Below are 26,513 nucleotides of genomic sequence, written 5' to 3'. Positions count from 1 at the left end.
ATTTGCTGATTAACAAATAATTATATGGTATTTCAGGGCCGACTACTTATTCGTAATTCGTTACGCTATGTACCCTATAAGGACATGAAGTCCGTTGCATCGGATCTTAAAGTTATTTATCGCGCTATTTCTCTTGATCAAGCCGAAGAAGCACTTCTTATTTTTAGTGACAAATGGGATAAAAAATATCCAGCAATTAGTCGTGCATGGCATAAAAATTGGAGTAACATTATAACTATTTTTGACTATCCTGACGAAATACGAAAAATCATTTATACGACTAATGCCATAGAATCACTCAATAGTGTTATTAGAAAATCAATCAATAACCGTAAGATTTTTCCTAATGACCAATCTGCATTAAAAGTAGTATATTTAGCCATACAAAAGGCATCACAAAAGTGGACTATGGCTTTACATGATTGGAGAGCGGCTATGAATCGATTCGCTATAGAATTTGATGAACGATTCTACTAAAAACGGCACTTACACAAAATCATTTACAGGCTCTCATAGTAACTACGCATACATTTTCAATACCTAATTTGGTATCAACAGGAACTATCTTATTTTGATCAAAAGTCGTACCTTCAGCCTGATAGGTTGATTTGGATCGAGTATTCGGCTCTCCATTACTCTCTATAATATTGAGTATGATACCTGCTTTTCTACCCTTTTGCTTCAGTATAATAGTGGTTACTTTATCATTAATAAATTGAGATGTATATGTAAATACATGGCTTGTGTCTACTAAGTCAGCATTTAGTGTAATAACTTCTCCTAATAATACATTACGTAAAAAATGATGCTCTGTACTCTTAATAGATGAGTAATACAAATGCTTGATATTTTTTTTGATATTAGTTTTGATTTCATCATTTGACTTATTATCCTTAATATCAACTACTAAATCAGCTATTAAACTTCTTTCAAAAGTATCTATACACCTTGTTTCTACTTTTACATCACTAATTTTCTGATCGTTGCTATGATCTGCTGTTTTATCATTTTTATCATTTTTATTAAAGTCTACGCCTACTATCACTGCATCTTCGGCATTGGTTCTAATATTTGGTAAATTATATATGTAACCTACTTGATTGATCTGTTCTATTGCTTGATCTGCTCCCCCTCCTGACTTTATTTCAACAATTATTGGAATAGATCGCTTTTCCTTATTACTTGGAATATTTTTATCGTCTGCTGCCTCATCTGATTTACGCGATAATAATATTAAATCAGCATACCCCTTGCCTGCTATCCGCTCTACATAACAATCCAGTGCATATTTATATTTAGCGTTGGATCGAAAAAAACCATATATAAATCCATGATACGCTGCCTCTGATTGGCCTAATACTTTCGTATAATCTTTATGCGTATATATATTTCCAAGGAGTTTAAAAATACCTTCTGTACCCTTTTTTACATTTTTTACATCACTCGAGCTTAGTTTATCCAGATTTTCACCAAAATCTGATTCATCAAAGTGCTTTTTAACTTTTGTAAAAGTGGGTTCAGAGCTACTACTACCTTGAAAAGATTGTGGATTAAATCGTTGAATACCTTCTTCTGGTAATATGCTTAATTTAAATCCTTTATCTGTTTTATATTTAGGCTTATCAATATACAATATATGACCATATTGGTTTTTTGTATCTCCATTCCAATCCCCGTTTGTTGATAATAGACGATAAATTTCCTTTATTTCTTCATTAGTAAATCTAATATTATCTGACTGATCTCCACGATTAATTATTATAAACTTTGCTTTATAATTATCTTTCCCGTTTATGTTCTCCCGTATGCTGAATACCAGTTTAAGCCACTTAGAATCTTTCGGATTATCTAATTTAAAGTATATATCTTGTACATCTAATTCAGCCATTAACTTAGTATAAGGTAATGTCAGTGCAGCACCAAGGAAGAAATGGACCAAAAACTCTGGCTTTTGTGCTGAATGTATGACTGGTATCTCCGAAAGTAATAAAGCCAATGATTGACTAAAACCTTCTGGGTTTGACCTATTGGGTACCTCTACATAATTACCTTGACTAGTAAATGATATATCAGGATCAGTAAGTAATCGTTCTATTAACTCTTTTTTAATCTTTTGTGGCATATTGATGGCATTTATTTGTTCAATGATATTACGCCCATCGGGCTAATATATTCATTTAGCCGGATGGGATAGAAGTATCCTTTAAACTGAACTTGATATTAGCTTGTTAAAAAACGGATTAAAACGGATTGAAAAAGATCCTTTGGGTTTTGAATTGAGTAATTCAAATTGTAGAACAAATCACTAAAGGAATCAATTATAAATATATGAAAATTAGTAGAAATATATTAGTCGCCTAGACGAATTATATCGAGCCTTACAAAGTAAAAAGTTAATTCGATTGATTAACTTACTGGACTTAAGACTTAACGCAGGGAAACAGAGGGGTGGATGTATTTTTTAAATATAAAAAAGACAACAGAACCAATAAGTGTTTTTATCATTTAGCTTGCATAGCATTTTCTAGAATAGCTATGCAAGCCACATGTCCATTTTTTGATGCAATATGTAGTGGGGTATCTCCTTTATTATTTATTGATTGAATATCAATTAATCCTTCCTGAAGTAATGCACCAATGGTACTTACACGATTATATATTGCTGCATAATGCAATGGAGTATCTCCTTCATCATCTTTGGCATTGACATCAGCATCCGCTGACAGCAAAACGCTTACAATCGCTTCATGACCATATTGTATAGCACGATGCAACGGAGTACTACCATACCTATCTTTTGCATTAATGAGCATACCTATATCTTTATTTTCTAGTAGCGTGTTAAATAAACCTACATGGCCATTACATGCTGCATGATGCAGCGGAGTAGCATTATCATTATCTTTTACATTGACATCAATACCTGCTAACAGTAGCATACTGACAACCTATACTGTATGGCACGATGTAGTGGAGTACTACCATACCTATCTTTTGGATTGATGAGCACACCTATACCTTTGTTTTCTAGTAGCGTGTTAAATACACCTACATGACCATTACATGCTGCATGATGCAATGGAGTAGCATTATCATTATTTTTTGCGTTTAAATTAGCACCAGATGAAAGTAGTGTTCTAACCACTTCTACATGACCGTTTTTTGCTGCATCATGAAGCGGCGTATCTGCATTGTTACCTTTTGCATCTACCTCAATACCTGGAAACGCCAGTAGCACTTTGACGACTTCTTCATAGCCATTTTCTGCTGCAAGATGTAGTGGCGTATCTGCATTAATATTTTTTCCATGTACCTCAATACCTGGGAATGCCAGTAGCGCCATAACTACTTCTACACGGCCATTTTTTGCTGCAGTATGAAGGGGGGTATTCCGATTAGCACCTATTGGATTAACCAAAATGGCCTCAGCCTTTAGTAGTACTCTAACGATTTCTATATGACCATGTTGTGCGGCAATGTGCAGTGGCGTATCTCCATTAATGTTTTTTGCATTTATTTTAATACCCAAAAGTTTCCTTTCCAGTAGAATTTCTACTACGTTTAGATTATTGTTGCGTACTGCATAATGAAGAGGGGTATTGCCAATTTCAGTACCTTCATTGACGTCAATACCTGGCACTTCCAGTAGCGCTTTAACCACTTGTTCATGACCATTTTGTGCTGCCAAATGAAGAGGGGTACTTCCAGAATGACTTTTTTTATTGACCTGAATTCCTTGAACTTTTAGTAAATTCCTTACTTCTCTTTCATTACCACTTTGCGCTGCAATATGAAGAGGAGTGTTACCATACCTATTTCCTTTATTCACTGGAATATCTTCAGCCTCATGCACCCCCTCATGGATAGACTGCATACCATATCTGGTTAACTGATTACAAGAAGTACACCATACAATAAAGCAAGATATTACCGATAGGGCATGAGAAAATTTTTTATACAATTGCAATATACCTATGTTGTGTATGGTCGTTTATTTGTAATAAATGAATGCTTCAATTTTATAAAAATAAAATCGTAAAGTCAATAGATTAACGCTAATCTAAGACGAATTATAGTGGACCGAAAAATTCTAATCTGTCATTCAAATATACAAATGAGCCTTACGTACAAAAAATAGCATTTTGATTTTGATTTTGACTAAAAGTAGCGTAAATTTGTGAGCTAAGTAATTTTTTAGTTATTCAGCCAATTAAACTCTTTTCTTTTAAGCAGTCGTAAAAGTATGGGTATAGTAGATACGAACAGTCATAAAGATTTTTTATTTACGCTGTTAGATGGCACTTCTTTTCATCTTTGTAGTGGCATTCGCCAGGTAGTTTTGGTGGTGAATACGGCTTCGCGCTGTGGATTTGCCCGTCAATTTGATGGCTTACAAAAGCTGCATGACCGGTACCATGTCGATGGTTTTACAGTGCTTGGGGTATCTTCTCAAAGTTTTGGCAAGCAAGAATTTGAAAAGCCTTGTGATATAGGAAGTGCTATACAAAAAGAATGGGGTCCCCTTACTTTTCCGATTACCCAGCTAACAGCTGTTCGTGGGAAATCCATTCATCCATTCTACGCATGGGCCGCTACACAAGTTTCTTGGTGCGGACGGCCAAAATGGAACTTTCATAAATATTTGATAGGAAAAGAAGGCCAATGCATTACGTGGTTTGCCTCTGCAACGGATCCTGTAGCCCCAAAAGTCATAGAAGCAGTAGAGGCTGCACTAAGTGCCGCGTAGCTTGCAACTTTCTTTAAGCCATTTACCTGATTATCCGTTTTCTAAATGTTAAATATATATTTTAATGGACTCTTTGAGCCATATCTTTAAATAGGAATGCAACCATTGTATTATTTATTTAATGTAGGCAAAACAAAAAACTTGGAGTTTTAAATAAAAAAACATATTGTTCTTTTATAGTCTAATTATATAGTCAAGTAATCATTAAAAAATTACTAAAAGTAAAAAAATATGAACGATATGCATCTACAAACCGATAAGACCAGTCTAGACAGCACTAAAACTACTTTTTTTCGTGGTATTTTTGCTTACTTTTTCCCTCAAAAACTTTTTTCTACTTCTTTTTTAATAGGACTGTGCAGCAGTTGCTTACTGTTTAGCACAGGATTTGGATGCAGCAGAAAAAATAGAAATGCACCTAAGTTAGAAAAAGTTTTTCCCAAATCCAATACAAGCAACCACTTTTCTGACCCATTACCATTAAGATTAAGAAGGGAAGTAGACCCGCTATGGGCACCGCTATTACCCTCACAAAGCGTTAAGCGATTACATGTGAAGGACGCACTTACTAAGCAGGAGCCTAGTGGTACCAAACCTACTAGTATAGCATTGGCGCAACCAAACCTATTGGAAAATAGGCTGCAAAAAGCACCATTACCCTCTAAAGATAGTTCAACTAGCTTACCCGTACCTCCATTATCCCTAGAGCAGAAAGATAACCTAATAGTCCTGTTGGCCTTAGAAGAAACTCTATCATCACCTGAGACAGGTGTAGTTGCTAAAGATGATATTAGGACTATTAAGCCAGAGAATACAAACTTACTATCACAGATAAAACCAGGAGGGACTTGTCCTAATATTACTAGTCAAGCTTTGGATGTATATAATATATCCTATACTGATATAGCACTTCACGAGGATATATCAAAAATCGTTAAGTATATAGAAAATTTTATAAGCAATCAAAAAGTCATAGAAAAAATGGAAGAAAACATCTTAGCTCCATTACTACATAGACAAAAAATTGATATAATCCCAATTTCTAAAAATTCACTACAAAAGGAATTCCTGTCAAAGTTGTCAACGTTAACATTGAAAGAAATAAAAGCATTGAAATCAGCATTAAAATTAGAAAGAAGTTATCAGAAAGGCAATGCAGATAAGCCAAATCATGATCTTACTACGCTGACTAAACAAAGCTATTGAATATATTGAATATTTGGGCCGTACCATACAAGAAAATATAGATTGTCAAGAACAAAAACAAAATTGTATCAAATTTATAGAGTGTACCAGAGAACAGGTATCGATTAGTGAGTATATAAAATTAAACAATATAAAAAGAACGTTCTTGGACTTAAAGTCTAAAGCAAGTCACGAACTAAATCTGATGAAAGAATTTAAGACACAATGCATAAACAACAAAAAATTCTTGATAGATATCTTAATGAACATAGAGAAAATAGATAGTCGGTTTAATAATATTAAATCTCAGATGAATCAAGTAAATTTCATGATTGATTTTAATACATTGAAAAATATGATAGCTAATAAGGGCCTCTATCGAAAGGATTGTAAATTTGAACCCAAAACAGAAGAGGAACTCAATCAGGAAGTCGATAAGATTAATTCCTTAATAAACAAGTGTATAACTTGTTTAAAAGAATTAGAGGAAAAAACCATAAACGATATTACACGGACTCATTTGGATAATCGTACAGCAACCAATAGTCTAGAAATGCGATTAAACACTCAAGCAGCGATGACAGAGAGATATAAAAACAACATACTACATTCAAGAAAGAGGATTTCCCAGAAAACAGAAGACTATAAAGAAGAATTAAAAAAGATGGATCCATTAGGAGATGAATAAGCGTAGCCTTAACAAGGCAATTTAGGTACAGTAGTTTAAATGTAATCCTAAAATTGGTAAATTTGTACAAATAAAAATAAAGACTATTATAAACCTACACCAAAAAATAATAAAACCGAAATTAGGATTGTTGGAGTTAGCCAAAATGTTAGGCAATATATCATGGGCCTGTTAAAACATCCAGAATTGAGGGTACTATATAAACAGTATTAAACAAACAGATCATAACCAAGCGGAATTGTATCATACATCGCCTACAACAATTCAAATGTATCATTTAATCCATTGGCTTTGCTCGAGCGAATGACAAACTGTTCCGGTTGACCAGTAGAAGGAGGCATATCCGCATCCATAAATTTCATGTATCGGCCCATAAATTGCAGATGAACCTGATCTAATGCACCATTCCGATGTTTGGCGATAATAACCTCTGCCAAACCCTGTGTAGGATTGCCTAACTCATCCTCTGTTAATCCATAATACTCTGGTCTATATAAAAACAAAACCAGATCTGCATCCTGTTCAATCGAACCAGATTCACGTAAATCAGATAATTGAGGCCGTTTGCTGCCTCCACGGGTTTCTACCGCTCGACTTAATTGTGAAAGTGCCACCACCGCAATATCCAATTCTTTGGCTATGCTTTTAAGGGCACGTGAAATTGAAGCAATCTCTTGCTCACGATTGCCTCCCCCCCTATGGGCATCGCCAGACATGAGCTGTAAGTAGTCAATAACCACTAGCTGAATATTATGCTTGGCCTTAAGTCTTCTGCACTTGGTACGCAATTCAAAAACGGATAGTGCAGGCGTATCATCTACATAAATCGGGGCATTGGAAAGTGCAGCGGTCTTATGCAGCAATTGTTCCCACTCATGATCCATTAACTTACCTTGTTTTATTTTTTCACCCGCTAGCTCTGCCTCAGATGAGATCAATCGATTTACCAATTGTAATGCCCCCATCTCTAAAGAAAAAATAGCTACAGGGGTCTTATAGTCTATAGCTGCATTGCGTAAAGCAGAAAGTACAAAAGCAGTTTTACCCATACCAGGCCTAGCGGCAATAATAATTAAATCAAACTTTTGCCAACCAGAGGTAACACGATCTAAAGCAGTAAACCCAGTGGGGATACCGGTAAGTCCATTGGCAGATGTACGACGATTGGACAAACTATCAAAAGCTTCTACCAATAATGAACGCATTTCTAGATAGCGTTTGCGAATATTTCCATCAGAAACCTCAAATAGTGCCTGTTCGGTACGATCTAATGTATTGAACACATCCATCGTAGGATCGTAGGCATACTTCTGAACCATAATAGAAATTTCTATTAACCTTCTGCGCATGGCATATTCTAAAATAGCTCTAGCATGAAATTCGATATTGGCCGAAGAACTAATACGTGTGGTTAGGTAACTTACATAATAGCTCCCCCCTACTGCAGCTAATTTACCATCTTTACGCAATTGATTGACTACTGTAAGCATATCTACCGGTTCTGAGTCATTAAACAGTCGTACGATGGCTCGATAGATTTCTTGATGAGATTCTTTATAGAAACTCTCAGGTCGTAAAAGATCAATAACACTGACTAGGGACTCTTTTTCCAGCATCAACGCACCTAATACGCCTTCTTCTAAATCTAAAGCGTGGGGAGGATATTTTGCATTGACCGCGACTGTGTCAGGGGTAGAAAGACTAGATGGTTCTACTTCTAAGTTTTTAGTATACGTGGTCATAATAGATGATACTTAAACCAGCCCAAAACTAGGCATGACAGATGATTGGATTATTTGCTAAAGCTCTTATTTTCACGGTTTTAATCATATGTGCCAACCCACTGGCACGCTGAAATCCGATCAATGCATTTATCCCAATTGCTTCTATAAAATAGAGATCTGCCTCTATAATATCTTGCAGAAATTGGCCAGATAATACCTTCAATAACAAACTAATTAACCCTTTTGTAATAGCCGTATTGCTATCGGCTTGAAAAAATAGTCGTTCTGCGATAAGTTTATCGGCTACCCATACCTTAGACATACAGCCTTGTACCAAATAGTGGTCTGTCTTATACAAGGGATCCATAGGGGCCAATGTATCGCCTAAATCAATAAGATAGTCTAGCATAGCGACTCTATCACCGGAGAAAGTGCTAAAGGCATCTATGATTTGGTCTTGATGTTGACGAATGGTCTTACCTACTATTTTTACCATATGAACGGTTTCCTTTATGAATAATTTGTTGCAATATCTCTAAAAATAGGTCAATTTCTTCAATGGTATTATAGACCGCAAAAGAAATTCGGACTAGACCGTCTATCCCAAATCTTTGCATAAGTGGCTGCGTACAACAATGGCCTGTACGAACCGCAATACCTTCGGCATCTAAAAATAGACCTACATCTAAATGGTGCATATTGGTCAAATTAAAGGCAATAATAGCTACTTTATGGCTAGCCGTCCCCACCAATCTTACTTCTGGCATACGCGCCAAAGCAGCCAATGCGTAGGCAAGCAAGCTTTCTTCATGGACAGCTAGTTTGGCATAGCCTATACTTGAAATAAACTTGAGGGCTTCTGAAAAAGAGATAATCGAAGCCAATGGTGGTGTCCCTGTTTCAAATTTATAAGGAGGATCATGATAGCGCACTTCTGTTAGGCTAACTTGTTGGACCATCCCGCCACCTGTTTGATAGGGCGGCATCTTTTCTAACCACTTTTTTTTCCCATATAGAATGCCTAACCCAGTTAGACCATAGACCTTATGGGCAGAAAAGACAAAAAAGTCACAATCTAGGTCGGTAACATTAATGGGCATATGGGCCACGGCCTGTGCACCATCAATGACGACAATGGCACCTTCTTGATGTGCTTGGTCTATAATGGTTTTAATGGGATTAATGGTGCCCAACGTATTGGACACATAGGTTAGTGCAACGATTTTGGTCCGGGGGGAAAAGGTACAATGGGTTAGATCCAATTGTCCTGTATCATCTATAGGAATCACCTTTAAAGTAGCTTTTTGCCGTTTGCAAAGCAATTGCCAAGGAATAAGGTTGGCATGATGCTCCATTTCAGAAATGACTACTTCATCGCCTTCACCCACTGCCATCGTTCCATAAGTGGATGCAATTAAGTTGATACCTTCTGTAGTACCTGAAGTAAAAACAATATTTTCTACCTCAGGGGCATGTACAAATTTTTGCACCGCAGATCGGGTTTGCTCTAAAGCGGTAGTGGCGCGAGCAGCTAAGGCATGCATCCCACGGTGGATATTGGCATTATACTCCTGATAAAAACGGCAGGCAGTATCTATAACTAAAAAAGGCTTATGAACGGTAGCAGCATTGTCAAAATAGACCAGGGGTTTGTTATAAACTTGCTGATTTAGAATAGGGAAAAAAGCCCTAATTTGATCTATATCTAAGGGACGAGCAGCAAACATCGGGAGCAATTTAGTAGGTTAATAGGCAAAATATACTACAATTTTACAAGCTTTGCTACGAGCTTACCGTATACATAATCTTGTAATATGGGTAAAGAAACAGAACCAATGATGGTGCTACCAAACGCTTCCAATAATAATCTTTTGGCTAAAGGAGCTGCTATGCCACGTGATTGCAAATAGAATAGTTGTGCAGGATCCAATTGTCCAGTCGTTGCACCATGGGAACATTTCACATCATCTGCATAGATTTCCAATTGTGGTTTGGCGTAATGGCGGGCCGCATCGGATAGAATAAGGGCATTATTGGTTTGATAAGCATTGGTTTGCTGTGCGGCAGGTGTGAGGTAAATTTTACCACTGAAACTGCCTGTTGACTGACCAGCTAAGATGGATTTATAATGTTGTTGGCTAAAGCTATGGGGTTCACTATGAATCACTTGGATTTGGTGCGCTACTTTTTCTTTTACACCAAGCGTTGATAAACCATATAGCATAGTACGGGCATGACTGCCATTGATCTGCGCTTTAAGGTGCATGCGCAACATACCAGTATCAAAGGCAAATGTATGATGGGTAAAGGTGGTATGGGCTTTTTGATTGCAATAGAGGCTATTGACTTGATAACAAGATGGGGAATCTGTATAAAGGGTATGATACGATAGATGGGCCCTTTCTTCTAATAAAATATGGGTAAAATGGTTGACCAAAGCATAGGGATTATGCGATAAGGTATACCAATTTTCTATTATAGTTGCTTTACTGGCTTGGCTTAAGCTAATCATCAGCTGAGGTACTACATGGCGGGCAGAATCGGTCACAATATGTTGCAGGACAATCACTTTTTGTATATCTTCTGTAACCTCCAGTAGATAGCTTTCTTGAGACAACATTCTATTCAATAGGACAAATAGATCATCACTGGACCGAATATCATCCATATAGGCCGTCAGTACCTCTTTCTGTTTTAGCAGTGGCAGATCTAGTAACTTGTGCAACTCCACGCCCTGAGGGAGGCCATGCAAATCCGCGTATATTCCATCTACAAAAGTCAGGGTTACGGTTTGAATTACATCAGTATATCCACCCACTTCCACTGGGGAACAAGCTTGCTTAGATATAGGATACCCGTAGGGCTGATGGATGCATAACTCAACGATTTCACCCAGGTTGTTATAATGTTCTCTTTGGCTGGCTATAAAATCAGGCTGATTGAGCCTATGAAATGCCCATAGTCTTTCTGAATAGAAAGGATCGGTAAGAGAAAATTTTTTAAAAATATCTGTCAACCAATTTGTAAATGCCTTCATAGATGGTAATTAGGTGAGTTGTGCAATCCAGCTATATCCTTCTTTCTCCAATCGTTTGGCAAGTGTACAATCACCGGATTGTATAATGGTTCCATCATAGAAAATATGGACAAAATCTGGAACCACATGATCCAATAGCCTTTGGTAATGGGTAATCAAGACCATCGCATTGGTTGGACTACGCAACTGATTAATGGCTTCTGATACAATGGTTAACGCATCAATATCTAGACCAGAATCAGTCTCATCCAGGATAGCCAAAGAAGGCGCTAAGAGCGCCATTTGCAACATTTCATTTCTTTTTTTTTCGCCTCCTGAAAAACCTTCATTGAGTGAACGCTGTACCAAGGTATCATCCATACGGAGTAGTTTCCGCTTCTCTTTTAAAAGTTCTAGAAAAGCAACGGCATCTAAAGGGGGTAAGGCGTTCTGTTTCCTTATTTGATTGATGGCTGTTTTTAAAAAATTAGTAGTCGTTACACCGGGAATTTCAACCGGATATTGGAAAGCTAAAAAAAGACCAAGTGCCGCTCTGGCTTCTGGCGTTAGCTGCAATAGATCCTGACCATGTAGCAGTATACTGCCTTGTGTAACTTCATACCCAGCTTTACCAGCTAAAACAGCTGCTAAGGTACTTTTACCTGCACCATTAGGTCCCATAATAGCATGTATCTGACCTGCGCTTACTTGAAGGTTTACGCCATTTAGTACTTTTTTACCCTCTATGTTTACATGTAAATTTGCTATGGTGAGCATGGTCTATTATCCTACTGGTTTAAAAGTAAATGGTATGGTCGCTTCCTAGACTTAACTTAAAGCTACCATCTAGGGAATCTATAAAAGATTTAGCCAATTTGATTATAAATAGTCGGCCCTGAAATATTATTTTTGAATAAATTTATTGAATGGATCTTTTTTTACAATATTTATGGTTTAGCAGGCGCTCTATTTTTCCTACCCAAGATATAGGTATAACTGGTTTTGGATTAAGAATTTTAATTATATAGGTTTTAATTTATGTGATTGTGAGTGTGTTAAGAATAACTTTCTTGTAATCAGTCGTAGGTTATGAGCAATAGCACATAAAATAACGTTAAGTTTATCTCCTAGAATACCTTTCAAATAGTTAACAGATAATTTACCATCGGATTTCATATGACCAATATGCGGTTCAATAGAAGAATCTTCTTTTTATTAGCTTTTTTTTAGTGCAGGCGTTATTCCCCTTTTAGAACCACTTATAAATATATTACATTCACTAACAGGTATATTATTACCCCGGTAGGCTTTATCTACAAAAGCATACTTTACTTTGGTACCAGATAATTGCTCGGCTTGTAATAAACTCTTCTGCAAAGTATGGCCATCGTAAGCATTAGGATGTATTGCTTCTGTTGAAACAATTAAACCTTTTTTATGCGTTACTGTAAATTGTACCTTGCAACCAAACTCATAAGGATGTTTAGACTTACCTTTACTTACACAGTAGACGGATGGTTCATGGATGCTATAAATTTTATCTTTACTTTTTTTGTATTGGTTTATAAGTTTTTTACTTATAGATAGTAGATTGGTAAATTGATTCCGTATTAGATCATCAGAGGATTGTATAGAACGTTCTACATCTCTGACTACTCTACCAAGATAGGTTTTTAATGTTTTAATGCCTTTAGATAAACGTTTATACTGTTTAGCATGAGCATAGCAATCAACTTTACGTTTGATAGATAGACCTAAACGCTGATAAGTTTGACGCAGTTTAATACCTGTTTTCTTGGCTATACTGACCAATTTTTCTCTGGATTTATTAAGCAAAGAAGAGTCAGTTGGGTAACGGATATTTTTCTCCATTACAGTAGTATCAGCTATAACTTTTTCAAGTTCTTTTCGGGTCAGTACTTTTTTTTTAGCGCTAAGTCTATAGTCATAGATAAAATCTTATTGAGACCTTCTTGACCTAATCTATGGCGCCAACGGGTCAATGAACTGGGGTTACAAGGCATCTTAAACTGAAAATAATCATATCCACAAAAGTATTGCCAATAAGGGTTTTCTACCCATCTAACCACTACTTGTTCATCAGAAATATTATACATATGACTGATAATGAGAAGACCTATAATTAAACGAATAGGCAAAGGAGGTTGACCAGGTCCATAGCTAAAACCGCGGTCTAAATCTGATGATAAGGAGTGAAAAGGAATCGAATCAGATAACTGGAATAATGGATGTTTCGGGTTGAGAAAACTAGATAAGCGTTGCTCAAACAAACGCTCAAGGCTATTATTTATTTTCTTAGATTTCATCCTTATTTTGCAAGCTTTTTATACAAAACAACCTAAAAACTGGTTATTAACCATATATAAATTTAACCATTTATTTGCTGATTAACAAATAATTATATGGTATTTCAGGGCCGACTAAATAGTATATAGATTGAAATGACGCAAAATAGTTATGAAAAAATAGCAACCAAGCTACAGGAGCGATTGCGCTAGACCATGCACTTTGCGTTCATTCATTACACAGCCATCAGATCTGCTTCTTTTATGGTTAAAAGATGATTGATTTTATCAATGTAGCCATCTGTAAGATCTTGTAATTTTTTTTCTGCCCTTTTTATAGCATCTTCTGGTATACCATCCTTTTGGGTAGCTTTTAATATTTCTTTATAATCACGGCGAAGATTTCTAATCACTACTCTTCCTTTTTCTGCTTCACTTTTAATGAGTTTTACCAAGGTCTTGCGTCTTTCTTCAGAAGGAGGTGGCAAGGTAACCATTACCATACGTCCATCATTTCTGGTAGAAAATCCAAGTTGACTTTCTGCAATCGCTTTTTCTATATGGGGAATCGTACTTTGTTCCCATGGTTGAACAGTCAAAGTACGCGGATCAATGGTAGCAATCGAAGCCAATTGGTGCAATAAGGTTGGCTGGCCATGATAGCTTACCATCAAATGGTGTAACATAGTAGGAAGTGCGCGTCCAGCATTAATTTTTGCAAAAGCATCTTGTGCATGTATATAAGCTTTATCCATATTACACGCAGCTTGATCTAAATGTTTTTGAATCATTTCCATAAATTAGTAATATATATAAGAAAAATTACCTGGATAGGCCATTGAACCTGTTACCTTACGACTAGCCATTTATTTGAATAAGAACAACAAGGTTATACTATTTTTGTTATAGGATGTAACCATTTAAATGCTACATCTCATCTACATCCATCCCTTCTTCATTTTCTCGTAGATCTATTATTTCTAAGTCTCCATGGCCAACCATATCAAATGTAAAGTAAGCATCTGGTAAGGGAATATTCACAGAAAAACTACAAACTGTACAAATATACCTTGTTTCTTCGTTTTGTACTACTTCCCATCTATGAATTTGTGTGGTAGTACGATCGATCTCCAATGTAATACTTTTACAGCTGCTATCTTCATGAAGAGGCGTTAACTGGACTATGTCTCGCATGATATTTTTGGCTTTATGTACGATACGTTCCCCGACATAAACAGATAAATAGCCTTCTTGATAGAGATTATATAATTCAGCAAAATTCAGATCAGAATCTGTTTTAGTATATTCGCTAATGGTGACTTCTTTTAACGCTTTATCGTATACCCAGACCGTCTCTCCATCTGTTATAGTTTCTTTTTGTTCATAGGATAATCTATATTGTGGCCCTCGAGCAGTGATGCACATTTTAGCATGGCTAATCGTCTCCTCTTCTGGATACTGAATGGTCAAATTATAGGTTGCACTAAAGTTCTCTAGGCTTTGGTAGTAAGCAGAAGTTTTACTTAGAATTTCAAGTGCTTTTTCATCTACTGCTGGAAAAATAGGGAGTATTGAGATAAACCAACCTAACAGCGAGCTAAATAGCTTTACTACTAGAAAGTGACAACGCTTAATGATTTGCATAACCATTCATATAATATATTACTTTAATAAGTATACTAAAAAAGAATAGATCACGAAAAATTAAATAGATTATACTATGCTCTACACGATCCTGCGGAATATTCCAATGGGAAGTCCCTAATTGGCTCTGGCATAAGCGTCTTGAAGGTACTTGGGCACCTCCAACAAGCGCCCAATAGTTGTCTTGCTAAAATTAGTTTATGTAGAGATCTTAATAAAGATAAGCCACTATGTAATAGATCCATACTACTTCATCATAGGATGGAGGAGTATCTAACAATGATATGGACTCTCTTAAGCAATTGCCCAAAATAGATACCAAACAAGTGAAAGATAAAAGCAATGGATATAAAGATTAATGCTAAACGCTAAGTTATAGAAATATTTTAAGTGATTTAAACGCCAATCAACAGATTGCTCATTTTAAAAATTTTGCTTGTCTTCTGACGCAGAAGTGCGTAACTTATACAGAAAATTCTATAGAAGGAACCAAATGATTATTATAATTCTTTTTGATGGATGGCGCTATATAATACCTCATAACATTCAGGATGACTGTTCCAGTTAGCCGCATCAAACGGGGTTCTTCCATATTTATTTTTGACCATGATCTGAATACCTTCACTGGCTACCAATAGTTCAACGAGCTTTAAATGACCTTTAGATGCTGCATAATATAATGGCGTATTGCCATGATGGTTTGTGATGTTGATATTAATGCTTTTATTTGCTAGCAATGCATTAAGTACTTCTAAATGGCCCTCAAATGCAGCATAATGCAATGGCGTATTTTCATATTTATCTTTGATATTCACATCAATATTTATATGTTTTAGCAATAGCTCTGCCATCTCTAAACAGCCGTTGCATGATGCATAATGAAGGGGAGCATAGCTATCTTTATCTATTACATTTACATCAATAGTGGTTGATTCTTCTAACAATACTTTAATCAACGCTACATGCTCCTCAGAAACGGCATAATGTATAGCAGTGTCATAATGGTTATTTTTTGCATTTACATCCATTTTTTTATTCTGCAACAATAGTCTAACCTGTTGCACATCACCTTTAAAAACTGCCAAATGAAGTGGCGTGTTTCCATGGCCATCTCTTTTATTTATATCAATATTTAAATTTTGTTTCGCCATTTGCTCTCGCATATATTTTTGATTTAAAGAAGTTTTGCCAGTATAGTAACCTGGTTGAGCCATTTAAAACATGTTAAAAGCAACCAACTAAAACTGCGTCCATTTTACTGAATTGGAAAAAACAATTTTATTTGCTGGATGGCTTTAAATTTAATAAATTTTTGTAAATTCTAATTTAGATGTGATTCCATTGCCCCTTTAGATGTGATTCCATTCCCCCTATCAAGGGGGTACCTATCTAGCCGTTTTACGGTAATAGGTCTTCAATGCTTGTTGGGCTGCAGTAGTTAATGCCTCTGCTATTTCAGAACCCAAATACTTATTTGCCAGCTTAACATCCACAATAAGGGTTTCCTGAGCCATATACTTTACTTCTTCCAGCATAATATAACCTTCCGAGTGACGTAAGTCATAGAGCCGTTCGGCTAATTTGATAAAAAGAACAGAAAGCTGTATATGATCTTTTTTAATAGCTTCTTTTAAATGATTCTGAACATAAAACAACGAAGGATGGTCTAAATCTTTCCGTTTATCTACGCTTAAAACATTTAATACAAAAGCATAAACACCTAAGTTGTATGATCCTTGATATAAGAAAGTGGTACACAGGTATGGCGGACCAATTCATATAACAAAGAAGCATAAATCACTTTAGGTGAATGGAAAACCCATTCTACTACCAATTTGGCAATACCTACTACACGTACATAAAACAATTGACCTGAGAAATGGCGTTTAAAGCCGAAAGACTGCCTGAGTAATAAAAGTAGATTTGAAATTGTTTTAGCATCAATAGGGTCTACTTCATGGGCAAATTTGCAGACATAGTCATGGAACTGCATTAATACCATCATAGAATCAGCCTGCTCTTTAGAGGTAACAGGCGTCTCTGAGGTGAGGCAATCTATAGGCAGCTTGACCATCATCTTATCACGAATTGCTGCTCCATCAATAGGAAGTACCAACAGCATGGCTTGTTGCTTCCTATTAAAAGGATATTCCAAATAGCCATAATGCGCACGAATCATACTGGATATGGTTTCTTGTTGTAGATCTATAGATATTGGTACTTCTTGGTGATTTTCATAGCTCATTACACCCATTCTATCATCATACAAAGGCTTGACCTTGGGAAGTATATCAGAAGTGATTGCACCATTACGAATGACTAGTCCAATAGCCTGAAAAAGCATAGAGGTAGGATGGCCATCGCCTATAGGATCTGATTGCTTAAACTGCAAAGCAGTCGCATGCAGTTGTATGCCAACCATGGGTGCACTGACACCATCTAACTTTCCACTCACCCGTAAGACAGCCTGCACCAATGAGTAGATAACTTGATGAATATCACATATAATATAAGAAAATGGTGCGCTATTTCTCCCTTTTATTTGCTCTACAAACATGGTAGGTGGATCATCAACCTCTTGGCACAACACAAATTCTACTTGATCAATCAATTTATCTAAGCTAATTTTAGTAAGCTTCAAAAGCGCATGGTCCTTAGCCTTTTCTCTTTTATTGAAATAGGCCACCCAGCCATAAAGTTTATTTATAATACTCTGAAAATCTTGCTTATAAAGAGGCATATTGCTATCTAAAAAGGAGATAGACTCCTCCATTTTACGCACTGCTTTTCCTAAAATAGAACCATAGCCTTTAGGCGCACTACAACTTGTAAAGGGAACCATAGCTGCGTCATAAAGTGCTTCCTTAAGTTTTTGAGCAGTTCGCATTTTTTCTCTATCCTTGAGATAGTCTACCTGTTGAAAAGAGGTATGCATTTTAACTTTAAGGTTAATAAAAATGGCGAAAATAAGTAATCCTAATCCCAAACAGAGCAACAGTAGCCACGCAACGGCTAATGGAGATAGGACCAGCACTAATGGCTGGGTAGGATAGAAAATACTCAAGTAGATAGCTATGCATAACGTGACTGTTAGAACAGTCAGACCAAGATATAGTGGAAGAACGAATAAGGTTACCACCAAATGGGCCAAAAATAAACCTAAATTTAAGAGTAAAGTGGTTTTATGCCACCAATGCCAAAGCACATTGATAGGCAAACAAAAAGATAACCCGATTAGCCAAAATAGCGCAACCATCCAACCTGGAATAGGTGTTATTTTTTTAGAGAGAAACGTACTATACCCTAAAAAGCAAGCACCTACTAATAGTTGTGGTATCAGCCAACAGCTATGGTCGGTAATAGAGGCTATAAAGTAAGCCAGCAAATTAGTAATGACTACATAAATCCCCATCCATGTGAGGGTTGCATGGCTAGGTTGAAGCTTAGCTAAAGTATCTTTCATATGCATGAACCCATTTTTAATCGCTTCTTTTCGTGCTGCCTTTTTACGCATATGCACTTGTTGCATTTGCTTAGATGCATCATCCGTCAGTGGCTGAACCCAGCCTGCACCATCTGGTTGTTTGAATAGATAATGCGCAGCCATCATAGCTATACCATTGGCTAACATGCAAATAAAAGAACCATTGATACCCGTTGTGGGTTCAATCCATTGGTTCCAAGCCAAAATAGATAGTATACCTGTTACCATACCGATCAAAGCCGTACGAGATGTCCCCCGAAAGCCCAAAACAGCTAATACAAAAGGAGCAGTTGCTATAGGAAGCGAGAAGTCTAAACTTAATTTGAGCAAATTCAATAGATCATTACAATAAAAAGTCAACAACATGGCCAATAGACCAATTATTACACTGGTCCATGTAGCCAATCGGAGCTGGTGAGTATAAGGCGGTTGCTTGGGACCGCGTATACTTTGCAGCATATCATGGCTAATCATAATAGCGCAGGCATTGAGTTTAGAATCAGCTGTAGACATAGCCATGGCTAGTAAACTGATGAAAACCATTCCTTTAAAAATAGGTGGTACATTAGCCATGATATGTCCCCAAATAGCTGGTACTGATAATTCTGGTGCACTTACAAAGACAAATAGACCAATTAGAATAATAAAAATGGTGATAATAAAACTGAAAAGAGTAGAATAGAAAAAAACTTTTCTAGCCTGAATCGAGTTGGCAGACATATAGATGCGCTGCATAGTTGGAGGTTCTATATAACCCATTAAAAAACTGAGCAAAAGACATCCCATAGCTACTAAATTTGTATCAAAATGAAATAATCTACTAAATTGAAATTTTTCCTGGCTTTGTAAAAAAGGAATGATTTCTAGAATTGATTTACCTGTGCTTTTAAAAATAAACCATGCTAAAATAGGAATGATGACGGTAAAAGTTATGAATTGCAATAAGTCTGTAAAAACAACTGCACGAATACCGCCGAAACTAGAATAAAGGATAAGGATTAGGGAAACTACAATGGTAATCGCTTTAGGAGACACGCCATCTAAACACATATTGATGGACAAAGACATGGCACTGATTTGCGCAGCAATCATAGCAATCGCATCGCAAATGCCAGATAATGCTGTAATCATGCGTGGATATTTTCCATATACGCTACCCATCGTTTCTGGCATAGAAAGGTGATACATAAACCGACCCATATATAAGGCCAACCTACTGATAATATAAAGATCAAATCCAGCCAAAAGCGTCAAGATGATCCAGTAAAGGCCAAGATTGTGGACTTGCTGTACAGAACGTATCAAACCGCCCCCTCAATAAGCAGTAGCTAATACAGTAGCCACTAAAGTAGCGGTGGCAAATTGTTTATCACCTATAGCATATTGCCGAAAAGAGGTAATTTTTCGACTAAAGTAAATACCTACTACTAAAGTTAGTATAAACGTCAGTTTTGGATTAGAAATTAAGAAAAGAGTATAAAAAGCTCCTTTGTGTTTTAAATTTGTGGGATTGAAAAATAATCATAAAAACCAAAGGAGCCGGATATGAATGTATCAAAATTAGTTGAAATATATTACGCTGTTGATGAATTTCTTATAAAATTTATGCCTTATATGGAATCACATTTGTTACCTACTTCAGATAGAAAACCTACTAGAACATGTTCACTGACTTTGAGCGAAATAATGACAATATTAATTGCTTTTCATGTAATTGGCTTTAGAAATTTTAAGTTGTATTATATTCATTTACAACAATTTCATTCTAATGACTTTTGCAAGTTAGTAAGCTATAGTAGATTTATATCCCTAGTTCAAAGAACAGTAGTTCCATTTTACTTTTTTTCTCAAAGTCTTTCTAAAACGAGAACAGGCTGTTATTTTATGGATTCAACCGCTATAAAGGTTTGTAATATAAAAAGAGCTTATGCTCATAAGTATTAGACAATTGCTAGTAAAGGTAAAACTACTACTGGATGGTTTTACGGAATCAAATTAAACTTGATTGTCAATGATTTAGGAGAAATTATGAATTTTTCTCTTACTACAGGTAAGTCCAATGATAGATGGCCAGTAGAAAACTTATGTAAAAATTTGATCGGAAAAGTATTTGCTGATAAAGGCTACTTGAGTAAAGAATTATTTGAAAAACTTATGGGAAAAGGCATAGAACTGATTACTCAAATCAGAAAAAATATGAAAAATGCTTTCATGCCTATCTGGGATAAGCTAATGCTTCGAAAGAGATCTATCATTGAAACCATTATCGATCAGCTTAAAAATATTAGTCAGATAGAACACTCCAGGCATAGAAGTATACCTAATTTTATTGTCAATTTAATAGCTGGTATTACAGCTTATTCACTAAAAGAGAAAAAACCGGCTATAGCTAATATATATACAACTGGTTTACAATAAGTCTAATCCGAAACTGACGTTATAAGAAAAGAAACCACCATGTAAAATGGTATGTTTAGAAATGGTGCCATATCTCAATTGATTACAAATTAGTACTATAAAACATATTTTATACGAATTATAAATACCAATTTGTATATATACAATACGTTGTTCATTTTTGATAAAAAATAGACCTAAATAAGACATTTTTGTTATTATTTTATATTCCTAGAGATAAAATTATTTTTAACAGGCCAATGTTTCATCGGGCCTGAAATACCATATAATTATTTGTTAACCAATAAAAAATTATTAAATTTGTATTGATTAATCACCAAGTTTTGAGTTGTTTTATATAAAAATTTTGCAAAATAATGCAGTCAATCAACCACTCAATAAAACTGTTTTATTTTTCTGATATAAAAAAAACTCTATTTTTATAGAAGGAATTATTTGGAGTGGTGGCCGAGTGGCTTAAGGTGCCCGCCTGGAAAGTGGGTGTACCCCTAAAAGGGTACCGGGGGTTCGAATCCCCCCTACTCCACCCCTGTATTACAACCTTTATTAGCCGCTATGAAAATAATCGAACAAAGTTCTTCCAGCTATATCAATTACATAAATGACACCACCCATTTTTCACAAAAAGGACACGAACAAGTGGTCTATTTTCAAGACCAAGCAACCGGTTTGCAAGCAATTGTTGCGGTACATGATACTACATTAGGACCTGCTGTTGGAGGAGTACGTTTTTTTGAATACCAAGATGAAAAGGAGGCCCTCAAGGATGTACTCCGTCTTTCCCGGGGCATGACCTACAAAGCATCTATAGCTGGGTTAGACGTCGGTGGTGGTAAAACAGTACTGATGAAGCAAAAAGGGACTGAATTAACTGAACCATTGCTCCGTAAATATGGCGATTTTATCGATCGGCTAGGTGGCCATTACATTACTGCACCTGACTACAATACCACCATGGAACATATGGTATATATTGCCAAATCAACCCGCCACGTTGTAGGCCTTCCACTCGCATTAGGTGGTAGTGGTGATCCTTCAGAACATACCGCCTATGGCGTCTATATTGCCATGAAAGCAGCTGCAAAAAAAATTTTTGGTACAGATAGCTTAGCTGGGAAAAAAATTGGTATAGCGGGGGTAGGTAAGGTTGGCCATTGCTTGGCACAATTATTATGCCAAGCGCAAGCGGTTCTCTATGTAGCTGATATCTGCCCTAATCGGCTTCAAGCGATAGCAGCAGCCTGTAAGGTAGAAGTAGTAGCTATTGAACGTTTGCACAACTGGCCTTTAGACATATATGCCCCATGTGCCTTAGGCGCAGTTTTAAATAGTGAAACCATTCCAATGCTGAATTGTGCCGCTGTGGTCGGTGGAGCCAATAATCAACTAGCTAATCAAGAGAGAGATGGAAAATGGTTGCTTGAAAAAGGTATTGTATATGTACCAGATTTCTTGGCCAATGCAGGTGGATTAATTAACGCGGTTACGGAATTAAAAACAACTTCTCCAGATTTGGTCAAGCAACGTATAGAGCAGCTTTATACCATCTGCCTTGATGTATTAAATCAAGCTGCAGAAACCACACGTCCTACACAAGAAATCGCACAAGAGATGGCTATAGCACGCATCGAAAAGATAAAGAACGCCCAACTGTGTCGATAAAGCAGCTGAATTACAATGGAAAATTTTCTTATTCCTAGACGCTTTGTTCGTATAAAAGCATTACAAAATCTTTATGCATATACGATTGCAAAACAAGTCCATGAAAAAGAGGCTATAGAACAGATAAAAAAAGATTTTGTATGGGATTGCTTTCTAGATGAGCCTAGTCGAAAGGAACAGTTAACCAAAGCAGCAACCAGAGCAGTTGGCCTTTTTCAAGCAGCAATAGCCACTGCGTTACCTACCCATACTTTTGTCTATAAAGAGAATAAAGAAATTGCCGAATCGGTATATAAGCAGCTTTCTTACTATGTAGAAGCATTAAAAAAAGACCAAACTTTTTTACAGCATGGATTTAACCAGTCAAAGGAATACATCTACCTAATTCTTCTCTATACTTTGTTATTACTGGTAGAATGGTACAAATTGGCCAAAGTCGTACATCCTTCATCCGAAGAAGCCGATCATTCACTTAAAAAGCAACTGGCACAAAATTCTTTGTTAGAAGAGTTGTATCACAACAGCAAATGGATCAAGATAATCTATAAAAATGGCATCAGCTGGGCTCAGGATCAAGATCAAGTACAAAATTGGTATAGACAATTTATTCAATCCGAAGAAGCACCAAAAACCTATCTATTACATCCAAATAATAGTATAAAAATTTTGGAGTACGTTGTCCAGCATATTATATTTAGGGAAGGGCCAATAAACGATTTTTTGGCTATGAAAGACCTCTACTGGGACGAGCATAAGGGGATAGTAAAGAAAATTTTAATCCATATCTTTAAAATGCTTTCTACAAAAGACTTTGCTGCGTTTACGCTGTTTTGGGATAATCTAGAAGAGAAATGGGCAACAGAATCAGAATTTTACAGCCGTATTTTGACCATCGTCATAGAGAACCACATCCGTTATGAAGAGATGATTGGTGCCCAAACTCAAAAGTGGGATAAGGACCGTATCCTATTAACAGATAAGTTGATACTCAAATTGGCCTTAGCAGAACTGATTGAATGTAAAGAAATACCTTTTAAGGTATCTATAAATGAGTATATTGAGATAGCTAAATGGTACGGCAGTGCTAAAAGTGGTGCTTTTATAAATGGTGTATTAGAAGGTATTTTAAAAAAAAACCATAATTAAAAATAAAATATTCAACCATTTAAATGATCCAGTCATGGTAAAAAGAACTGAAAATTTAGTCATCCTTGGCTTAGGTTTTTGCTTAGGTGCTTTTGTAGGCATTCTTTCTGCACCTACAAAAGGATCAGTAGCTAGGGACGGTATGATATACAACTTAAAATCATGCAAAAGAAAGTTGCAAGCTTTTATTCTAAAGGTCGTAAGGGATAAAAATGATATAGCTAACAAAGCTAAAACCAGTGGCAAAGAAGTGATTACGGATGTAGTTACTGCTGCCCAAGAGATTTTAAAAGAATTGGACTTGCTTGCAACGGAACTAGAACAAAAAAACCAGTAGCAACCAGGTAAGATGGCTGTTGATCTGGAGGGACGATTCGGAAAGCAAAAGTCCTTATATTGGGTATAGTTAAGAAAATTTATTGGCTTCAGTTTGGCTAACCTCCTGAAGGTAAGGCCATATGCGTTATGGCCCACTATAAATTTTTAGACCAGGTTAAAGCTTTTTTACTACCTGGCTTTAGAAAAATAAATGGTATATCTAATTTTTTGATCTTTGGGTAGTAACGCAATGGATTGGCTTGTTTGGTATAGATGACCAAGTTTTTAACACGCCATACTTTAAGTATAATGGCCATATTATGAAGTAGGTTTTCATCTATCAATAGGTAGTCTACGTCCAGCTTAGCCCCACGCCATCCGTGCCAATCAGACGGAATGGTATGAAGGGTAAGGATTACTTTTTTGTACCAAGTAGCTATGATACCCGCAGTATAATGCTGTAATATACTGTTGTTGGATGGTGGCTCATCATGGCGTAACGATCTGATCCCATCTTTTAAAGTAAAAGATAGTTGATGATTGTTGTAGCAAGTTATCTTACATTTTTTTTGGGCTGCTATAATTGTTTTGATATGGTATACACTATATAATGTTGCGCAAAGGCTGGTTATAATAAGATATATAAGATTTTTATATTGAAAGAAAAGCCAAATCGAAAGCAGCACAATATACAGTAGGCAAACAGTCCGCCTATTTGTATAGCAGAATGTAAGCGTACCCATGGGCCATTTTGCCAACCAATAGACCAGTGCATTGGTTGTAAAAATTAATTTTTCAAGGGTAAAACCAAGTAATGTATTAAGGATAGGGCAATGACTACTTACTAAAAATGCCAAACCAACCATTAGAATGGCAAAAATAGCAGGTACGACCAGCCAATTGGCAATAATAAAATAAAGCGGAAACTGCTTAAAGTAATATAGAATCAGTGGTAATGTACTCACTTGTGCCGTAATAGATAAGGTAGTAGCCGTCCATATTTGCCGTAGGCAATAATGTTCAAGTATTATAAGGCGATGGAGCAGAGGCTGGAGATACAGTATGCCTATCGTTGCCAAGTAGGAAAGTTGAAATGCGCAGTTGAATAATAAAGATGGATCCCATAATAATAAGACAAAAGCAGAAGCAAATAATCCATTGTAACGATTAGATCCTCTACCGCTTAGTAAGCCTATTCTAGCAATAGTAATCATAATCGTTGCACGCAGTATGGGTGGTGCAAAATGACAAAGCCAACTATATAGCCAAAGCAAGAGAAGTGTACAAAGATCTGGTAGGATAAAAAAGCTTACATACCTACATATATATTTAAAAATAATTTTTAGCAGCATGTACAACATACCTACATGCAACCCAGAAATGGCCAATACATGAATGGTACCTGTATCGGCATAGGCTTTTTGTAATCCTGGATCTAAAGTTTCTTTTGCACCCCATAGAAGCGCGGAGATGAGTGCGATGGCTTGATCGTCTTGTAGTTGCTCGTGGAGTCTTTTACTACACCATTCTATGATCATAGCCCTCCAGTTACCATCTTGATTGAATACCTCGGTAGTTAGTACCTTAAAATCTCGATCGATCTGTTTTAAAATATGACGATGTCTAAAAGGATGATAGAAGGCGCTATCATCCTTTTCTAGTTGGATGCGATCAAGTAATAGAATCCGATCGGGTCTCCCATGAATTAGTAACTTATCTCTTTGTTTAGGAATATAATCAGATGATTTAGAAAAATACAATTGTATAGATCCCCTACTATTGTGCCAACCGGAATGGTCTTTTATATGGGTTATAAAGGCTTTACATCTAAATGGAGCATACACTTTTTTAATACAAACGGTATACCCTTCTATCTCTTGGTGAACCTCCATCCACCGCATTGCTTTTCTTTGTTGTGCGGTCTGTAACAATAGATTGCTATAGCCTACTAAAAAAATAAGCAGTAGTCCTATAAAGTTTAACCATTTAAAAGTAGTGACACGAACATGTAGCGCAGCCATCCAATATAGTACACCCAGTGTCAGCAAAAGCAAAAGTGTAGTAAATAAGTCTGTTGGGTAATAGATAGCCAATATAATGCCACCTATATAAAAACATATGAGGCGGAAGAGTGGTAACACAGTAGCGGTTAACATGTATTGATTAATATGTAGA

At 36.3% G+C, this 26,513-nt stretch carries 20 protein-coding genes, 1 tRNA gene and 3 pseudogenes; 9 read left to right on the top strand and 15 right to left on the bottom strand.

Features of this window, described 5'->3' with window-relative positions; genetic code table 11:
- Positions 1-45 precede the first annotated feature (45 nt).
- Positions 46-477: pseudogene (locus CHV_RS01340) on the top strand (IS256 family transposase); the annotation flags it as partial.
- A gap of 19 nt (positions 478-496) precedes the next feature.
- On the opposite strand, the gene CHV_RS01335 reads toward CHV_RS01340, so the two are convergent.
- The 3 genes from CHV_RS01335 to CHV_RS01325 all read right to left on the bottom strand — a co-directional run bounded on the left by CHV_RS01335 (position 497) and on the right by CHV_RS01325 (position 3,874).
- Positions 497-2,122, bottom strand: coding sequence for a hypothetical protein (locus CHV_RS01335; protein ID WP_034576592.1), 1,626 nt, complete (start codon positions 2,120-2,122; stop codon positions 497-499).
- A 379-nt stretch (positions 2,123-2,501) separates the two neighbouring features.
- Complete coding sequence (locus CHV_RS01330) at positions 2,502-2,939, bottom strand: ankyrin repeat domain-containing protein (protein WP_034576591.1); 438 nt, start codon at positions 2,937-2,939, stop codon at positions 2,502-2,504.
- A complete protein-coding gene (locus tag CHV_RS01325) occupies positions 2,927-3,874 on the bottom strand; it encodes an ankyrin repeat domain-containing protein (protein WP_051602129.1) in 948 nt (315 codons plus the stop codon). Before CHV_RS01325 ends, CHV_RS01330 begins: the two co-directional genes overlap by 13 nt.
- 369 nt (positions 3,875-4,243) lie before the next feature.
- Between CHV_RS01325 and CHV_RS01320 the strand changes: the two genes are divergently transcribed.
- The 3 genes from CHV_RS01320 to CHV_RS05730 all read left to right on the top strand — a co-directional run bounded on the left by CHV_RS01320 (position 4,244) and on the right by CHV_RS05730 (position 6,620).
- On the top strand, positions 4,244-4,747 hold the full coding sequence (locus CHV_RS01320; protein ID WP_034576589.1) for a glutathione peroxidase: 504 nt from the start codon (positions 4,244-4,246) through the stop codon (positions 4,745-4,747).
- 231 nt (positions 4,748-4,978) lie between these two features.
- Positions 4,979-5,953: a hypothetical protein gene (locus tag CHV_RS01315; protein ID WP_130721305.1), complete on the top strand. Its 975-nt coding sequence runs from the start codon at positions 4,979-4,981 to the stop codon at positions 5,951-5,953.
- 13 nt (positions 5,954-5,966) lie between these two features.
- Positions 5,967-6,620 (top strand): hypothetical protein, encoded by a 654-nt coding sequence (locus CHV_RS05730; protein ID WP_034576584.1) that lies wholly within the window; start codon positions 5,967-5,969, stop codon positions 6,618-6,620.
- 254 nt (positions 6,621-6,874) lie between these two features.
- Here CHV_RS05730 and dnaB read toward each other — a convergent pair whose 3' ends face one another.
- The 11 genes and pseudogenes from dnaB to CHV_RS01255 all read right to left on the bottom strand — a co-directional run bounded on the left by dnaB (position 6,875) and on the right by CHV_RS01255 (position 20,099).
- The gene (gene dnaB, locus CHV_RS01305) at positions 6,875-8,362 is read right to left on the bottom strand and encodes a replicative DNA helicase (protein WP_034576583.1); all 1,488 of its coding nucleotides are present in this window, start codon (positions 8,360-8,362) and stop codon (positions 6,875-6,877) included.
- A 28-nt stretch (positions 8,363-8,390) separates the two neighbouring features.
- Positions 8,391-8,840: a SufE family protein gene (locus tag CHV_RS01300; RefSeq protein WP_034576581.1), complete on the bottom strand. Its 450-nt coding sequence runs from the start codon at positions 8,838-8,840 to the stop codon at positions 8,391-8,393.
- The gene (locus tag CHV_RS01295; protein WP_034576580.1) at positions 8,821-10,071 is read right to left on the bottom strand and encodes an aminotransferase class V-fold PLP-dependent enzyme; all 1,251 of its coding nucleotides are present in this window, start codon (positions 10,069-10,071) and stop codon (positions 8,821-8,823) included. Before CHV_RS01295 ends, CHV_RS01300 begins: the two co-directional genes overlap by 20 nt.
- 35 nt (positions 10,072-10,106) lie before the next feature.
- Positions 10,107-11,381 (bottom strand): SufB/SufD family protein, encoded by a 1,275-nt coding sequence (locus tag CHV_RS01290; protein WP_034576578.1) that lies wholly within the window; start codon positions 11,379-11,381, stop codon positions 10,107-10,109.
- Between the two features lie 9 nt (positions 11,382-11,390).
- Positions 11,391-12,137 (bottom strand): Fe-S cluster assembly ATPase SufC, encoded by a 747-nt coding sequence (gene sufC / locus CHV_RS01285; protein ID WP_034576575.1) that lies wholly within the window; start codon positions 12,135-12,137, stop codon positions 11,391-11,393.
- A gap of 142 nt (positions 12,138-12,279) precedes the next feature.
- Positions 12,280-13,687, bottom strand: a pseudogene (locus tag CHV_RS05140) (IS5-like element ISCca5 family transposase).
- Between the two features lie 215 nt (positions 13,688-13,902).
- Positions 13,903-14,457: a ribosome recycling factor gene (gene frr / locus CHV_RS01275; protein ID WP_223245660.1), complete on the bottom strand. Its 555-nt coding sequence runs from the start codon at positions 14,455-14,457 to the stop codon at positions 13,903-13,905.
- A gap of 136 nt (positions 14,458-14,593) precedes the next feature.
- Positions 14,594-15,310: an outer membrane lipoprotein periplasmic chaperone LolA1 gene (gene lolA1 / locus CHV_RS01270; RefSeq protein WP_165393805.1), complete on the bottom strand. Its 717-nt coding sequence runs from the start codon at positions 15,308-15,310 to the stop codon at positions 14,594-14,596.
- A 500-nt stretch (positions 15,311-15,810) separates the two neighbouring features.
- Complete coding sequence (locus CHV_RS01265; RefSeq protein ID WP_051602127.1) at positions 15,811-16,524, bottom strand: ankyrin repeat domain-containing protein; 714 nt, start codon at positions 16,522-16,524, stop codon at positions 15,811-15,813.
- Positions 16,525-16,695: 171 nt separating this feature from the next.
- Positions 16,696-16,965: an HD domain-containing protein gene (locus CHV_RS05725; protein ID WP_034576567.1), complete on the bottom strand. Its 270-nt coding sequence runs from the start codon at positions 16,963-16,965 to the stop codon at positions 16,696-16,698.
- A 65-nt stretch (positions 16,966-17,030) separates the two neighbouring features.
- Entirely contained in the window at positions 17,031-20,099 is a 3,069-nt protein-coding gene (locus CHV_RS01255) for a sodium:solute symporter family protein (RefSeq protein ID WP_223245659.1), read from the bottom strand.
- A 240-nt stretch (positions 20,100-20,339) separates the two neighbouring features.
- Between CHV_RS01255 and CHV_RS05135 the strand changes: the two are divergent.
- The 5 genes and pseudogenes from CHV_RS05135 to CHV_RS01225 all read left to right on the top strand — a co-directional run bounded on the left by CHV_RS05135 (position 20,340) and on the right by CHV_RS01225 (position 24,357).
- Positions 20,340-21,212, top strand: a pseudogene (locus CHV_RS05135) (IS982-like element ISCca4 family transposase).
- Between the two features lie 437 nt (positions 21,213-21,649).
- Positions 21,650-21,738: transfer RNA gene (locus CHV_RS01240), tRNA-Ser, on the top strand.
- 29 nt (positions 21,739-21,767) lie between these two features.
- Entirely contained in the window at positions 21,768-22,874 is a 1,107-nt protein-coding gene (locus tag CHV_RS01235; protein ID WP_034577056.1) for a Glu/Leu/Phe/Val family dehydrogenase, read from the top strand.
- Positions 22,875-22,889: 15 nt separating this feature from the next.
- Positions 22,890-24,020 carry a transcription antitermination protein NusB gene (locus CHV_RS01230; RefSeq protein ID WP_034576561.1) on the top strand — a complete coding sequence of 377 codons (1,131 nt, stop codon included), beginning with the start codon at positions 22,890-22,892 and terminating at the stop codon, positions 24,018-24,020.
- A 34-nt stretch (positions 24,021-24,054) separates the two neighbouring features.
- Entirely contained in the window at positions 24,055-24,357 is a 303-nt protein-coding gene (locus CHV_RS01225; protein ID WP_034576559.1) for a YtxH domain-containing protein, read from the top strand.
- 136 nt (positions 24,358-24,493) lie between these two features.
- Here the strand turns inward: CHV_RS01225 and CHV_RS01220 are convergent, their stop codons facing one another.
- A complete protein-coding gene (locus CHV_RS01220; protein WP_034576558.1) occupies positions 24,494-26,494 on the bottom strand; it encodes a ComEC/Rec2 family competence protein in 2,001 nt (666 codons plus the stop codon).
- Positions 26,495-26,513 lie beyond the last annotated feature (19 nt).

This window comes from Cardinium endosymbiont cBtQ1 of Bemisia tabaci, from assembly GCF_000689375.1.
Taxonomy (GTDB): domain Bacteria; phylum Bacteroidota; class Bacteroidia; order Cytophagales; family Amoebophilaceae; genus Cardinium.
This window is presented reverse-complemented; position numbering and strand designations above follow the sequence as displayed.